13 protein-coding genes are annotated in these 14,196 nt (G+C 55.0%); 10 read left to right on the top strand and 3 right to left on the bottom strand.

Annotation, left to right across the window (positions count from 1 at the left end):
* Window positions 1-50: 50 nt before the first annotated feature.
* Window positions 51-1,235: an NO-inducible flavohemoprotein gene (gene hmpA, locus DEU53_RS21160; RefSeq protein ID WP_110868272.1), complete on the bottom strand. Its 1,185-nt coding sequence runs from the start codon at window positions 1,233-1,235 to the stop codon at window positions 51-53.
* A gap of 339 nt (window positions 1,236-1,574) precedes the next feature.
* Between hmpA and glyA the strand changes: the two genes are divergently transcribed.
* Window positions 1,575-2,828, top strand: a complete 1,254-nt coding sequence (gene glyA, locus DEU53_RS21155) for a serine hydroxymethyltransferase (RefSeq protein ID WP_101763471.1) — start codon at window positions 1,575-1,577, stop codon at window positions 2,826-2,828.
* A 128-nt stretch (window positions 2,829-2,956) separates the two neighbouring features.
* The gene (locus DEU53_RS21150; protein WP_110868271.1) at window positions 2,957-4,096 is read left to right on the top strand and encodes a 3-phenylpropionate MFS transporter; all 1,140 of its coding nucleotides are present in this window, start codon (window positions 2,957-2,959) and stop codon (window positions 4,094-4,096) included.
* Here the strand turns inward: DEU53_RS21150 and csiE are convergent.
* Complete coding sequence (gene csiE, locus DEU53_RS21145; protein ID WP_110868270.1) at window positions 4,093-5,361, bottom strand: stationary phase inducible protein CsiE; 1,269 nt, start codon at window positions 5,359-5,361, stop codon at window positions 4,093-4,095. The genes DEU53_RS21150 and csiE overlap by 4 nt on opposite strands.
* A gap of 155 nt (window positions 5,362-5,516) precedes the next feature.
* Here csiE and DEU53_RS21140 point away from each other — a divergent pair, with 155 nt between their 5' ends.
* From DEU53_RS21140 to DEU53_RS21130, 3 genes are all read left to right on the top strand, one after another.
* Complete coding sequence (locus DEU53_RS21140) at window positions 5,517-6,143, top strand: DUF1007 family protein (protein WP_110868269.1); 627 nt, start codon at window positions 5,517-5,519, stop codon at window positions 6,141-6,143.
* Window positions 6,134-7,114: a nickel/cobalt transporter gene (locus DEU53_RS21135; RefSeq protein ID WP_110868268.1), complete on the top strand. Its 981-nt coding sequence runs from the start codon at window positions 6,134-6,136 to the stop codon at window positions 7,112-7,114. The genes DEU53_RS21140 and DEU53_RS21135 overlap by 10 nt, the downstream gene beginning before the upstream one ends.
* A 191-nt stretch (window positions 7,115-7,305) precedes the next feature.
* Window positions 7,306-8,319 (top strand): hypothetical protein, encoded by a 1,014-nt coding sequence (locus DEU53_RS21130; protein ID WP_110868267.1) that lies wholly within the window; start codon window positions 7,306-7,308, stop codon window positions 8,317-8,319.
* Between the two features lie 37 nt (window positions 8,320-8,356).
* Here DEU53_RS21130 and suhB read toward each other — a convergent pair whose 3' ends face one another.
* Complete coding sequence (suhB, locus tag DEU53_RS21125) at window positions 8,357-9,160, bottom strand: inositol-1-monophosphatase (RefSeq protein WP_008108283.1); 804 nt, start codon at window positions 9,158-9,160, stop codon at window positions 8,357-8,359.
* A 121-nt stretch (window positions 9,161-9,281) separates the two neighbouring features.
* Between suhB and trmJ the strand changes: the two genes are divergently transcribed.
* From trmJ to sseB, 5 genes are all read left to right on the top strand, one after another.
* Window positions 9,282-10,025, top strand: a complete 744-nt coding sequence (gene trmJ / locus DEU53_RS21120) for a tRNA (cytosine(32)/uridine(32)-2'-O)-methyltransferase TrmJ (protein ID WP_110868266.1) — start codon at window positions 9,282-9,284, stop codon at window positions 10,023-10,025.
* A gap of 135 nt (window positions 10,026-10,160) precedes the next feature.
* The gene (gene iscR, locus DEU53_RS21115) at window positions 10,161-10,658 is read left to right on the top strand and encodes a Fe-S cluster assembly transcriptional regulator IscR (RefSeq protein WP_008108287.1); all 498 of its coding nucleotides are present in this window, start codon (window positions 10,161-10,163) and stop codon (window positions 10,656-10,658) included.
* Between the two features lie 88 nt (window positions 10,659-10,746).
* Window positions 10,747-11,919 (top strand): IscS subfamily cysteine desulfurase, encoded by a 1,173-nt coding sequence (locus DEU53_RS21110; RefSeq protein ID WP_110868265.1) that lies wholly within the window; start codon window positions 10,747-10,749, stop codon window positions 11,917-11,919.
* 62 nt (window positions 11,920-11,981) lie between these two features.
* Window positions 11,982-13,268, top strand: coding sequence for an aminopeptidase PepB (gene pepB, locus DEU53_RS21105; RefSeq protein ID WP_110868264.1), 1,287 nt, complete (start codon window positions 11,982-11,984; stop codon window positions 13,266-13,268).
* 49 nt (window positions 13,269-13,317) lie between these two features.
* Window positions 13,318-14,085 (top strand): enhanced serine sensitivity protein SseB, encoded by a 768-nt coding sequence (gene sseB / locus DEU53_RS21100; protein ID WP_101763481.1) that lies wholly within the window; start codon window positions 13,318-13,320, stop codon window positions 14,083-14,085.
* Window positions 14,086-14,196: the final 111 nt, after the last annotated feature.

Below are 14,196 nucleotides of genomic sequence, written 5' to 3'. Positions count from 1 at the left end.
CCCCTTCGCGCATTGCCTGCAAAAGCCTGCCTTGCGCAGGCTTTTTTGTTTTACAGCACCTTGTGCGGGCCAAATACTTCGTAGTGGATGCGATCGGCATTGATGCCGGCATCGACCAGTTGACGTGCGACAAACTGCATAAACGGCAGCGGACCACAGATCCAGAACTGACGATCGGCCTGGTTCAGCGCGGAGGACACGCTCGCCAAATCCATCAAGCCCTGAGCGTCGTAACGTCCGGCATCGGCACTTTCCGGCTGACGATACCAAACGTGGCTGGTGAAGTTTGGCAGGCGCGCGCCGAGGGATTTTACCTCTTCAGCAAACGCATGCTGCGAACCGGCTTCCGCAGCGTGTAGCCAGTTAACCGCCGCCGGATGTTGCTGCTGCGCCAGAGTAGCCAGCATCGCCAGCATGGGAGTTTGGCCGACGCCAGCAGAGATCAGCGTAATCGGCGTAGCGGCTTCAGCCTGCAGGAAGAAATCACCGGCTGGTGCCGCGCATTGCACGATATCGCCCACCTGCGCGCGGTCATGTAGCCAGCCCGACACGCTGCCCAGCGCTTCGCGTTTAACCGCGATGCGATAAAATTGCCCATTTGGCTGGTGCGTCAGCGAATACTGGCGATGCTGAATATTTTCACAGCCTGCCGGTTGTAGGCTGATGGCCAGATACTGACCTGGCAGAAAGGTTGCCACCGGCTTACCGTCGTTTGGCACTAGTTCAAAACTCTTGATCACCGAACTCTCCTGATTGATAGCGCGAATACGAAAATCACGCGCACCGCGCCAGCCGCCGGTTTTCTCTTCGGAGGCCGAATAGATGGCTTCTTCACGCTGGATAAACACATCAGCCAGCACGCCGTACGCTTTGCCCCATGCGGTCAGCACTTCTTCACCCGGATGCAGTAGCTCATCAATTGTCGCCAGCAGGTTTTCACCCACAATCGCATACTGCTCGGGCTGAATGTTCAGGCTGGCATGCTTCTGCGCGATTTTCTCCACCGCCGGCAACAGCACGGCCAAATTTTCCAGGTTGCTGCCGTAAGCCACAATGGCGTTGAACAACGCTTCCCGCTGATTGCCGCTGCGCTGATTGTTCATGTTGAACACGTTTTTCAGTTCAGGATGTTGCGTCAGTAAACGTTGGTAGAAATGGCCGGTCAGCTGCGGTCCAACCTGGGCAATGGCGGGCAAGGTCGATTTGATGGTAGCGATGGTTTGCGCGTCGAGCATGGTGAAATCCTCAGAGTGAATTTAAACATGTATTTTAAATGCATCTTATGAGTAATCGAAGCGCCTGTAAATCCCTTGTTGTGATTAAGGATTAAGCAAGAAAGGTGCGGGCTGGCGCGCAAAGCTGAAATTCTTTCGCCATGAAAGTGAGCAAATTTCGTGATTTTCTGGCTTGCAAAAAAGCGTAAAAAACCCGTTCCAGCGCCATGCCAATCGTTTGCGCAAAAAGAGGGGATTGACGCTACCGTCACCTGTCAAAACCGTTTACACTGTTCGCCTTCGCCCCCTAGCCGGGGCCTAAACTGCCGTTAAAAAGTTAGCTGAGTCAGGAGAGTCCGGATGTTAAAGCGTGATATGAACATTGCCGATTATGATGCCGCGTTGTGGCAGGCTATGGAGCAAGAGAAAGTGCGTCAGGAAGAGCACATTGAACTGATTGCTTCTGAAAACTACACCAGCCCACGCGTAATGCAGGCCCAAGGTTCACAGCTCACCAACAAATATGCCGAAGGCTATCCGGGCAAACGCTATTACGGCGGATGTGAATACGTCGATATCGTTGAGCAACTGGCGATCGATCGCGCTAAAGAGCTGTTCGGCGCAGATTTCGCTAACGTACAGCCGCACTCCGGTTCTCAGGCCAACTTCGCGGTTTACACCGCGCTGCTGCAGCCGGGCGATACCATTCTGGGTATGAACCTGGCGCACGGTGGTCACCTGACGCACGGTTCCCCGGTAAACCTGTCGGGTAAGCTGTACAACGTTATCCCTTACGGCATCGATGAAACCGGCAAAATCAACTACGAAGAACTGGCTGAGCTGGCACAAACCCACAAGCCAAAAATGATCGTCGGCGGCTTCTCTGCTTACTCTGGCGTGTGCGATTGGGCCAAAATGCGTGAAATCGCAGACAGCGTTGGCGCCTACCTGTTCGTCGATATGGCACACGTTGCGGGCCTGATCGCCGCAGACGTCTATCCGAACCCAGTTCCTCATGCCCACATCGTGACTTCAACCACCCATAAAACCCTGGCGGGTCCGCGCGGCGGCCTGATCCTGGCGAAAAACGGTGACGAAGAGCTGTATAAAAAACTGAACTCCGCGGTGTTCCCGGGTGGTCAGGGCGGTCCTCTGATGCACGTGATCGCCGGTAAAGCGGTGGCGTTCAAAGAAGCGATGGAGCCAGAGTTCAAGACTTATCAGCAGCAGGTGGCTAAGAACGCGAAAGCGATGGTGGAAGTTCTGCTGGAGCGCGGTTACAACATCGTTTCCGGTGGTACACACAACCACTTGTTCCTGATCGATCTGGTCAGCAAAAACCTGACCGGTAAAGAAGCCGATGCCGCTCTGGGCCGCGCCAACATTACCGTGAACAAAAACAGCGTACCTAACGATCCGAAGAGCCCGTTCGTGACCTCTGGCGTGCGTATCGGTACCCCAGCGGTGACGCGTCGTGGCTTCAAAGAAGCTGATGTTCGCGAGCTGGCTGGCTGGATCGCTGACGTGCTGGATAACATCAACGACGAAGCGACCATCGAACGTACCAAACAGAAAGTGCTGGAAATCTGCAGCCGTCTGCCGGTGTACGCGTAAGCGTTACGCTTCTCGATGCAGTGCAAAAAAGGATGGTGCAAGCCATCCTTTTTTATTGCCGTCGCAGCAGTGCTCTGACAAAGTAGCGCCCACTCGTGCTGCTCAGCAGCATTTTTGCTGGAGGGAATATGGCAATCGGCTCCGCCAAATGGCTCGGTTTGGGCTACTTCACTTACTTCTTCTGTTACGGCATTTACCTTCCTTTCTGGAGCGTGTGGCTCAAAGGCACCGGACTTGATGCAGAAAAAATCGGTCTGCTGCTGGGGTGCGGCATGGTGGCGCGCTTTGTCGGCAGTTTGCTGATTGCCTCGCAGGTAAAAAATCCCTCACAGCTGGTCACTGCGCTGCGCCTGCTGGCGCTGATGACGTGCCTGTTCGCTATCGGTTATTGGCTGGGACAACAGTGGATGTGGCTGCTGTTCGTGATGATCGGCTTCAACCTGTTTTTCTCACCGCTGGTGCCGCTGAGTGATGCGCTGGCCGCCACCTGGACGCAGCAAATTGGTCTGACATATGGCCCGGTTCGTTTGTGGGGCTCGCTGGCGTTTGTCATCAGCTCTGCCTTAACCGGCATGCTTGTCACGGCGTTCTCATCGCAGGCGATTCTGGTGCTGCTGTCACTGGGCGCGATCGGCATGTTAGGTGGGATGATGTTAACGCCAGCGACGAAGCCGCAGGGCAGTGAACGTCAGACGTCAACCGATGGTGGCTGGCAGGCATGGCGTGATTTGCTGCGCGAAAATGCGGTGTGGCGTTTCATGTTATGCGTGACATTGTTGCAGGGCGCGCATGCGGCTTACTACAGCTTCAGCGCGATCTGGTGGCAGGAGAGCGGTTATTCCGCGTCGATTATTGGCTACTTGTGGTCGCTGGGCGTGGTGGCTGAAATCATCATTTTTGCTCTCAGCAGCCGACTGTTCCGCCGCTGGAGTGCGCGCGATCTGCTGCTGTTATCAGGCGTGTGCGCCATTATCCGCTGGACAATGCTGGGATCCAGCACCGCGTTGCCGTTGCTGATCGTGGCGCAAATTCTGCACTGCGGCAGCTTTACCGTCTGCCATTTAGCGGCGATGCGGTTTATTGCCGCGCGCAAAGGCGCGGAAGTGATTCGTCTGCAATCGCTCTATTCGGCGCTGGCCATGGGCGGCGGTATTGCGGTGATGACTATGATTTGCGGCGTGCTGTTTACGCATCTGCAAGGACATCTGTTCTGGGTGATGGCGTTAGTGGCGTTGCCGGCGCTGTTCCTGCGTCCGCGCGCCGCTTAACTCTCCAGCAACTGGAGAATACGCTGCTGCTGATGACGACTCAGCGGCAGCTCCGCCTGGATTAGCGGCGGTGAGAACAGCGGCAATGAAATGGCATACGGCGTGATCACCAGCGCGATGTCGCGCGGCGCGCCTTCACGCTGAAAATGCACGACGTCCTGATAGCTGATGTTAATCGGTAGCAGCGTCATTTCCCGCAGCTGCTGCTCCAGCAACTGCTCAAGCGCCGCATCCGCGCCCGTCAGCAGCAGCACCTGCTTTTCCTGCAATGCACTCTCCTGCATCAACCAGGCACCAAATAACACCGCCACCAGACTTATCTCTTCAGCACTAAAGCGCGTGGCAAAGTTACGGCTGAAATGCTCAAGTGCGCGTTCAGTGGTGCGCAGCAGGCGCGGATAGAGTCGTGCGACATCCAGCGCCACGCTGTTATCGATGCCGATGGCAAAATGGCTGCGATCCAGCGCCTGCGCCAGATGCGTAAAGAGTTGCTGAGTGAGTTCGGCGCGATTTCTGAAGGTGGTTTGTGCCAACTGCTCAAAGCGCGCAATCAGCGCTTCCACTGACTGCATCAGCTTTACTGCCTGCGGATGCTCCAGCTGCGTAGCGGTTGGCGCGTGAATCAGGCTAAATAGCAGCGTCCAGAAGTCGGTCTCGCTTACATCCGGCGCTAAGTGGCAGCGCTTCTGCCAGTGATGGATGACGTCGTCGGCGGCAGCACGTTCGACTTTTTCCGCCAGCCACGCGCGCTGTCCGTCATTGAACAAGGCGTTTTGGCGCTGGCACAGCGCATACTTCATGAAGATTTGCAGAAACAGGCGGTCGCGCGGGCTGAAGTCGCGCGCCAGACGCAGGCTGCAGTGCTGAATCAGCGCCTGCAGGTTGGTTTCATCCCACAGCGCTTTCTCGATTTTCAGGACTTTCAGGCGCTGACGCAGCACCGGGGCAAAATGCTCGCAGACAAAATCCTGCGACAAACGCAGCGCGCGTCGCAGCCAATGGATCAGGCACAGCCGCCTGTCCAGTTCCGTCCCGTGAATGCGGAAGCTGCCATCGACCATCTGGTGTAGCTCCAGTTGATGGTAACGCTGTATCTCCTCTCCCACATCCGCGATATCCTGTCGGGCGACAACAGGCGCCACGCCATTCAACTGGCAGAGCTTTTCAAGCGTCAACGCGGGAGCAGGCAGAAATAGCAGCAGTAACAGATGACAACGACGCTGGGAACGGCTGAAGAGTGGTGCAGAGGAGGGTGCAGAACTCATCAATGGTTTATCCGCAGGTCACTTTTGAGCTAAGAATAGCTAACTCCACGCGGTAACCTTGCACTTTGTCGTGACTTTTGTTCAGAGCTTTAGGGCGGGTCACAATTTTTCTGGGCCACTCTACACTTCACTTTAAAATTGTTACTTTATAACACATGAAAATTGCACTCATTACGTTTACGCTGTTATTCAGCACCGCAGCCTGGTCACATCCGCATAGCTTCATTGACATGAAAACCGAGTTCATCAGTGACAACCAACATCTTAGCGGCATGAAAATGATGTGGACCATGGATGAGATAACCTCCGCCGATCTGTTGTACGACGCAGGTAAAGCCAAGCCCGGTGATGTGGTGTGGAAAAAGCTGGCGGCGCAGGTGATGGCAAATGTGCTCGGTCAGCACTATTTCACCGAAGTGTGGCAGGACAAAAATCGGGTCAAATTTCTCAATCTGCCGAAAGAGTACAACTTATCGCGCAACGGCAACAAAGCGGTGCTGGAGTTTATCGTGCCGTTTGGCGAGCCGCAGTTATTGAGCGCGAAGCAGTATCGCATTCAGACTTTTGATCCCAGCTACTTTGTTGATATGTATTACGATAATCCACAGGCATTAACCATGGACGACACCGTTAAATCGCATTGCCAGATCGATCTGCATACGCCGAAACCGGATGACTCGCTGAAGCAATATGCGCTGTCGCTGGATAAAGCCGATGCGCCGCCAGAGGATATGGATCTTGGCCAGCAATTCGCCCAAACGGTGACACTGACATGTCACTGATTTCGCTTCCCTCCCGTTCACGTCGTTTATGGCCGCTGTGGCTGATGGCGGTGTTATTGCTGCTGGCGGGCGTGCTGCTGTGGCAGCACTGGTCGCAGATTTTGCTGCAAAGCGTGCTGTGGCAAAAAATCCTCAATCGCGAAATGACGCAGCTTTTGCAGCAGGTGGCTGAACAACCGCAGCATGCGGGCGTGACGCTGATGCTGTTCAGCCTCGCTTACGGCGTGCTGCATGCGCTGGGGCCGGGACACGGCAAAGTGGTGATCACCACCTTTCTTGCCACCCATCCGGCAAAGTTGAAAACCAGCATGAAGCTAACGTTGCTGGCTGCTTTGCTGCAGGGCGGCGTGGCGCTTGGTTTGGTAACGCTGATGCTGGTAGTACTGCAAACCTCGTCGCGTCAGATGCATCTCGGCAGCTACTGGCTGGAGAAGGGCAGTTATCTGTTAGTCGTCGCGCTGGGTATTTGGGTCGGTTGGCGTGCATTGCGATCGCTGCGTCAGCAATGGCGTCCTCAGCCAAAGTTGCAGATCCACGCTATTCGCCCAGCGCATCAGCACGATGAACACTGCGGCTGCGGACATGCGCATCTGCCCAGCGCTGCGCAGATGGATCAGGCAGTTAGCGCTAAAACGCAGGCGCTGGTGGTGTTTTCCATGGGGCTGCGGCCCTGTTCCGGCGCCATCATGATGCTGCTGTTTGCGAAAGTGATTGGTGTGTATGCGTGGGGCGTCGCCTCTGCCGTGGCGATGGCGTTGGGCACTGCTGTGACGGTTTCGGCGCTCGGCTTGTTAGTGCAGCGCTCCCGTCTGCTGGCTCAGCGCTTAGGGCAGGCCGGCGGTACTCATCCTGCGACCAGGCTGCTGGTGCCGCTGCTCGCCATGTTAGGTAGCGTGCTGTTAATCGTTGCGGGCGTTGCATTATGGCAAAGTGCCTCGCCGGGCATCGGCGGTGGAATTCGTCCTTTCTGACATTAAGGATATTTGGGTAGTGTAAATATTCCACTGTTGCAAGTATTCTCCCCCTCAACAGTTAATTAAATATCTCCGCTTAGCGCGCTGGTGAAAATAGATTTCTCTGTCTAAGCTCAATTACACCAGTCAATATCCTGGTGGATTAGCAATTATAAAATTTCAGCGAAATATTCTGCGAGGAGAAAACGATGCCTGAAACTCGGATTAATAATGGCAGCGTAGATACGGTGCACGACGTGCATGGCGGCCTACCATTAAAACGTATTTCATGGAGCGCAGTATTTGCCGGCGTTATCGCTGCGCTAATCATTCATATTTTATTGGGGATATTGGGTACAGCGATTGGTGCAACAACCATCGATCCACAACAGGAACAAAATCCGCTGCAGCATCTGGGAACCGGCGCGTTAATCTGGACCGGCGTGAGTATGCTGATTGCCATGGGCGTAGGTAGCTACGTTGCGGGGCGTCTGGCGCAGCGCGAAGGGGCGATGCATGGTTTGTTGATGTTTGGTGTTAGCACCATTTTGACATTATGGCTCGCGATTACCCTGGCAACTGGCGTTATTGGCGGTGCGTTTAATATTTTAGGCGCCGGCGTAAATGCTGTTGGTAATGGAATTTCCGCAGCGGCGCCATCACTGACCAATATGGCAAAAGAGAAGCTGCAGGAAAGTAATATCAATTTAGATGATTTAAAAAACGAATTACAAACTACGCTGCGTCAAACCGGCAAGACAGAATTACAACCTGAGAATCTGCAAAAGGATGTAAATAACGAAGCCAATAACGCGCAAAATCAAGCAGAGCAAACGGCACAAAATCCACAGAATGCTGATAATGATCTGGCTAATTGGTTGAAAGGCGTTATGAATCGTCACTCAGATACATTGCAAGCTGCCGATCGTGATGCGCTGAAAAATATTATCAAAGCGCGCACCGGTAAAAGCGATCAAGAGGTTGAGCAGATAGTAACTCAAACCGAGGAGAGCTATAAAAAAGCCGTGCAACAGTATCAGGAGTTGAAACAGCAGGCGGAGCAAAAAGCCCGTGAAGTGGCTGAGCAAGCGGCGGCCGCAACGGCGAAAGCGAGCTGGTTCACCTTCTTTATGCTGGTCATTGAAGCAGTACTGGCAGCATTGCTGGGGCGCGTGGGTCGCAAGACGCAACCGCGTCAGGTATTAAGCCACGAACGTCGGTAACAAAAAAAAGGCGGCTGATTCAGCCGCCTTCTCGCATTTAGCGCTTCAGCGCTTCACTTAACTCTTCACGCATCGATGCCAGCATTGCTTTCACTACGCGTGGGTTACCCGCAACGATGTTACCTGACATCACGTAACCGTGGTTGCCGGTAAAGTCAGTCACCAGGCCGCCCGCTTCACGCACCAGCAGTTCGCCCGCCGCAAAATCCCACGGCTTCAGGCCAATCTCAAAGAAACCATCAACGCGACCTGCAGCGGTGTAAGCCAGATCCAGCGCCGCCGAACCGGTGCGACGGAAATCAGCGCACTGGGTGAACAGTTTGCCAACAATGTTGATGTAAGGGGTTGCGTGCTGCTTCAACTTGAACGGGAAGCCGGTCGCCAGGATGGTGCCATCCAGATCGCGCGCCGTGCTGCCGCGCAGGCGATAGCCATTCAGCTGAGCGCCCTGACCGCGTACGGCGGTAAAGAGTTCGTTGCGCATTGGATCGTAAACCACAGCCACTTCGGTGCGGCCTTTGATGCGCACAGCGATAGAAACGGAGAAGTGTGGTAAACGTTTAATGAAGTTGGTGGTGCCATCCAGCGGATCGATTACCCATTGAATGTCTTGATCTTCGCCCGCCAGCTCACCGCTTTCTTCGGTGATGATGGTGTGTTTCGGGTACGATTTACGAATTACTTCGATAATCAGACGTTCTGCGTCACGGTCAACATTGGTAACGAAGTCGTTGCTGCCTTTCTGGCTGGCTTCGACAGCGTCCGGGGTTTCATAATTCTTGGCAATTAAATTTCCGGCCTTGCGCGCGGCGCGCACGGCTATGTTGAGCATCGGATGCATCGGTATCTCTCGCTGGATGTTAAAGAACGGGGAAAACGGCGCGGAGTATATCAGCGTGTTCAGCAAATGTCCTCTTTTTATGTTAGGATGCGCGCCATCATTTCCCTGACCGCCTCTAATTATGCTGCAGAATATCCGAATCGTACTGGTAGAAACGTCGCACACCGGCAACATGGGCTCCGTCGCACGCGCGATGAAAACCATGGGCTTAACCAACCTTTATCTGGTCAATCCGCTGGTGAAACCCGATTCACAGGCCATTTCCCTCGCCGCCGGTGCCAGCGATGTCATTGGTAATGCGCGCATTGTCGATACCATGGATGAAGCCATTGCCGGTTGTAGTTTGGTGGTTGGCACCAGCGCACGTTCACGTTCACTGCCGTGGCCCATGTTGGATTCACGCGAGTGCGGCATTAAAAGCGTGGAAGAGGGCCAGCAGGCGCCGGTGGCGTTGGTGTTTGGCCGCGAGCGCGTGGGCCTGACTAACGAAGAGTTGCAGAAATGTCACTATCACGTCGCGATTCAGGCGAACCCGGAATACAGCTCACTGAATCTGGCGATGGCGGTGCAGATTATCGCTTACGAAGTGCGCATGGCCTGGCTGGACGCGCAGGAAAAAGCCGCGCCGACGGAAGAGCCGGTCGAATCACCGTATCCGCTGGTTGACGATTTGGAGCGCTTCTATCAGCACATCGAACAGATGATGCTGAACAGCGGCTTTATCCGTGAAGGCACGCCAAGCCAGGTGATGAGCAAGCTGCGTCGTTTATATACACGTGCGCGCCCCGAACGCGACGAACTGAACATCCTGCGCGGCATGATGGCATCGTTCGAAAAGCGCAAAGGTAATGTGGATAATAGTTGAGTAAAACAGTTGGTTAAATAGTTGAGCAATTTACTTGGTTAAATAGTTGACCGTTTTACTCAGGAATGTCAGACTGGCATCAATTCTTCAGATAACCCGCCGATAACCGGACGGACGCTTACGAGGTTGTATGCTATGAGACTGACATCCAAAGGACGTTATGCCGTAACCGCTATGCTGGACGTTGCACTGCACTCCAATGAGGGCCCGGTGCCGCTAGCTGACATTTCTGAGCGTCAGGGCATCTCTTTGTCCTATCTGGAACAGTTATTCTCACGTCTGCGTAAGCACGGCTTAGTGGCCAGCGTTCGTGGTCCAGGCGGCGGTTATCTGTTAGGCAAAGATTCAAGCGCGATTGCTGTGGGCGCGGTTATTACCGCCGTTGACGAATCTGTCGATGCCACTAAATGCCAGGGCAAAGAGGGCTGCCAGGGCGGCGAGCGTTGCCTGACCCACGTTTTGTGGCGTGATCTGAGTGAGCGCATCAGCGACTTCCTCAACAACATCACGTTGGCGGAACTGGTGAATAATCAGGAAATCCTCGAAGTGGCCGATCGTCAGAACACCGTCGACAATCGCCGCTTTCAGCAGCATCGTGTGCAAGAAACCATCAACGTTAATCTGCGCGCTTAATCAGTTCTCCTTCGGCCTTTCCTGTTCATACGGGCGAGGCCGAATGTGCTATAAAGACGTATGATTTTTTATACGGAGTTTTAGCGCAATGAAATTACCGATTTACCTGGATTACGCAGCCACTACGCCTGCGGATCCGCGTGTTGCCACCAAAATGATGCAGTTTCTCACAATGGATGGCACTTTCGGTAACCCCGCGTCCCGTTCCCACCGTTTTGGCTGGCAGGCTGAAGAAGCTGTTGATGTGGCTCGCAATCAAGTTGCTGAGCTGGTCAATGCCGATCCCCGTGAAATCGTTTTTACCTCCGGCGCGACCGAAGCGGACAACCTTGCGATCAAAGGTGCCGCGCAATTCCATCAGGCGCGCGGCAAACACATTATTACCAGCCAAACCGAACACAAAGCGGTGCTCGACAGTTGCCAGCAACTGGCGCACGAAGGCTTTGATGTCACCTTCTTACAGCCGGGCAGCGACGGTATCGTTACGCCGCAGATGCTCGAATCTGCACTGCGCGACGACACGGTGCTGGTGTCGCTGATGCACGTCAATAATGAAACCGGTGTGATTCAGGACATCGCCGCACTCGGCGCGCTGTGCCGTGCGCGTGACATCCTGTTTCACGTTGATGCCACGCAAAGCGTCGGCAAATTGCCGATTGACGTCACTGAACTGCCGGTGGATTTGATGTCGTTCTCAGCGCACAAGCTGTATGGACCGAAAGGCATCGGCGCGCTGTGGGTGCGTCGTAAACCGCGTCTGCAAATCGATGCACAGATGCACGGTGGCGGTCACGAGCGCGGCATGCGTTCGGGCACGTTGCCGGTGCATCAGATTGTCGGCATGGGCGAAGCCTACCGTATTGCGCGTGAAGAGATGAGCAGCGAAATGGCGCGCCTGGCCGAGCTGCGCCAGCGTCTGTGGCGCGGTATTAGTCAATTGGGTAACGTGAACCTCAACGGTTCGCTGGAGCAGGGCGCTCCGAACATCCTCAATATTAGTTTTGCCCACGTCGATGGCGAATCGCTGATTATGGCGCTGAAAGATTTGGCGCTGTCATCCGGTTCCGCCTGTACCTCGGCCAGTCTCGAACCTTCCTATGTGCTGCGCGCGATGGGCGTTGAGCAGGAGCTGGCACACAGCTCGCTGCGTTTTTCGCTCGGACGCTTCACCAGCGCAGAGGAAATTGAGTACGCTATCGAGCTGGTCAACAAAGCGGTAACACGTCTGCGGGCACTTTCGCCTGCGGCAAACGCCCGCTAATTCATGCACCCCTTGCGCCGGTTCTGGCGCAAGGTGACACCTAACGCAAACGGAGCCACGCGATGACAACACAACCGATGATAATTACGCTCAGCTCCCAGGCCGCCGATGCGCGCTGGGGTGACAAAGCGCTGCTGAGCAGCAACGAAAGTGGCATGACCGTTCACCTGACTGGCGCAGACGCGCTGATGAGCATCCAGCGCGCGGGGCGCAAGCTGGACGGCCAGGGCATTCGTCACGTCTCGCTGCAGGGCGAAGGCTGGGATGTGGAAAAGTGCTGGGCGTTCTGGCAAGGCTACCGCAGCCCGAAAGGCAAACGTCAGGTCGAGTGGCCGGAATTCAATGAAGACGATCAGGCTGAATTTGCACGTCGTCTGAAGATTGTTGACTGGGTGCGCGACACCATCAACCTGCCGGCGGAAGATCTTAGCCCGGAACAGCTGGCGCACAACGCGGTTGATCTGATCAACGAAGTGGGCGGCAAAGCAGTCAGCTATCGCATCACCAAAGGCGAAGATCTGCGCGTTCAGGGTTACGCCGGCATCCACACCGTGGGCCGTGGCTCTACGCGCGCACCGGTATTATTGGCGCTGGATTTCAATCCAACTGGCGATGAAGATGCGCCGGTTTACGCCTGTCTGGTCGGTAAAGGCATCACCTTTGATACCGGCGGTTACAGCCTGAAGCAGAGCGCTTTCATGGACTCAATGAAGTCTGATATGGGCGGCGCGGCAACGCTGACTGGCGCGCTGGCGCTGGCGATTTCACGCGGTCTGAATAAGCGCGTGAAGCTGTATCTATGCTGCGCAGACAACATGGTCAGCGGCAACGCGTTCCGTCTGGGCGACATCATTCGCTATCGCAACGGTAAAACCGTGGAAGTGATGAACACCGATGCGGAAGGTCGTCTGGTATTGGCCGATGGCCTGATCGATGCCAGCGAGCAAAATCCTGAACTGCTGATCGATGCGGCAACGCTGACCGGCGCGGCGAAAACCGCGCTGGGTAACGATTATCACGCGCTGTTTACCTTTGACGATGTGCTGGCGGAATCGCTGCTTGGCAGCGCAACCGGCGAAAACGAAGCCTTCTGGCGTCTGCCGCTGGCCGAGTTCCATCGCAGCCATCTGCCTTCGAACTTTGCCGATCTGAATAACATCGCCAGCCCGTCACATGCGGCGGGTGCCAGCAGTGCGGCGGCGTTCCTGTCGCATTTCGTCAGCAAATATCAGCAAGGCTGGCTGCACATTGACTGCTCCGCGACGTACCGCAAAAGCGCGGTGGATCAGTGGTCCGCGGGTGCGACCGGTTTGGGTGTACGCACCGTCGCCAATCTGTTACTGAAATAATCCTCATCACGGCAGGCGCAAGCTTGCCGTCTTTTTTGGAATACGATAAATGAGTAACCGTCTTGAAGAGGTGCTGAAGCTGGCGGCTACTGAGCCTGCGCACCGTCCGGAATTTTTCCAGCTGCTGCTGGAAGCCGATGTGTGGGTGCCAGGCGAAAGTCCCGCCGAACAGTTTGATGCGACTTCGCCGGTCGAATTACAGCATTGGGAAAAAGAGGGTGGCGGCAGCGTGATCCCGTTCTTCACCTCGGAAGAGGCGATGGGCGAGGCCATCAAAGATGAACAACCTTACCTGCGTATGCCGGTGCGCACGCTGTTTGAAATCACGCAAGGCGAAACGCTGTTCCTCAATCCGAAACTGCCTGCGGGTAAAGAGTTTTCGCCGGGTGAAATCGCCCATTTGATTGGCGAAGAGGGCAGTGCGCTGAGCCAGCAAACCGTGCTGGAAGGTGGTCATGCGTTGCTGTTGTCCGAAGTGGCCGAGCCGCCAGCGCAGATGATTGATTCGTTAACGCAACTGTTTGCCAAGTACAAACAGGTACGCCGTGCTTACATCGCCAGCATTCGTGAAAGCGCTAGCGAAGCACCGAACCTGCTGATTGGTATCGAAGCTGATAGCGATATCGATGAGATTATTCAGGCGGCGGGCGGTGTAGCGACGGATACGCTTGCGGATGATGCGCCCATTGATATCTGTGAAGTGGTTAATGAAGATCGCGGCGTGAGCCACTTCTTTACTGCCCACATCACGCCGTTCTATGAACGTCGCTGGGGCAGTTTCCTGCGCGATTTTAAGGGCAGTCAGCGGATTATATAATGCGCGGTCGCCATTGATGAACTGCACCCCAAATGTTGGACCATAATCTGACATTGAAGGTGCAGGTCTATGGCGACAAAATATCCCGTCGAATTCAAACTCTCGGCCATT

Source organism: Pantoea sp. AG1095 (genome assembly GCF_003208415.1).
Taxonomy (GTDB): domain Bacteria; phylum Pseudomonadota; class Gammaproteobacteria; order Enterobacterales; family Enterobacteriaceae; genus Pantoea; species Pantoea leporis.
The sequence above is the reverse complement of the archived record's forward strand: the minus strand, read 5'-3'. Positions and strand labels throughout refer to the sequence as shown.

What these genes read in the sequence shown, in the direction of transcription:
- hmpA (WP_110868272.1), bottom strand. Translation starts at nt 1,235, where the DNA reads ATGCTCGACGCGCAAACCATCGCTACCATCAAATCGACCTTGCCCGCC.
- glyA (WP_101763471.1), top strand. Translation starts at nt 1,575, where the DNA reads ATGTTAAAGCGTGATATGAACATTGCCGATTATGATGCCGCGTTGTGG.
- DEU53_RS21150 (WP_110868271.1), top strand. Translation starts at nt 2,957, where the DNA reads ATGGCAATCGGCTCCGCCAAATGGCTCGGTTTGGGCTACTTCACTTAC.
- csiE (WP_110868270.1), bottom strand. Translation starts at nt 5,361, where the DNA reads ATGAGTTCTGCACCCTCCTCTGCACCACTCTTCAGCCGTTCCCAGCGT.
- DEU53_RS21140 (WP_110868269.1), top strand. Translation starts at nt 5,517, where the DNA reads ATGAAAATTGCACTCATTACGTTTACGCTGTTATTCAGCACCGCAGCC.
- DEU53_RS21135 (WP_110868268.1), top strand. Translation starts at nt 6,134, where the DNA reads ATGTCACTGATTTCGCTTCCCTCCCGTTCACGTCGTTTATGGCCGCTG.
- DEU53_RS21130 (WP_110868267.1), top strand. Translation starts at nt 7,306, where the DNA reads ATGCCTGAAACTCGGATTAATAATGGCAGCGTAGATACGGTGCACGAC.
- suhB (WP_008108283.1), bottom strand. Translation starts at nt 9,160, where the DNA reads ATGCATCCGATGCTCAACATAGCCGTGCGCGCCGCGCGCAAGGCCGGA.
- trmJ (WP_110868266.1), top strand. Translation starts at nt 9,282, where the DNA reads ATGCTGCAGAATATCCGAATCGTACTGGTAGAAACGTCGCACACCGGC.
- iscR (WP_008108287.1), top strand. Translation starts at nt 10,161, where the DNA reads ATGAGACTGACATCCAAAGGACGTTATGCCGTAACCGCTATGCTGGAC.
- DEU53_RS21110 (WP_110868265.1), top strand. Translation starts at nt 10,747, where the DNA reads ATGAAATTACCGATTTACCTGGATTACGCAGCCACTACGCCTGCGGAT.
- pepB (WP_110868264.1), top strand. Translation starts at nt 11,982, where the DNA reads ATGACAACACAACCGATGATAATTACGCTCAGCTCCCAGGCCGCCGAT.
- sseB (WP_101763481.1), top strand. Translation starts at nt 13,318, where the DNA reads ATGAGTAACCGTCTTGAAGAGGTGCTGAAGCTGGCGGCTACTGAGCCT.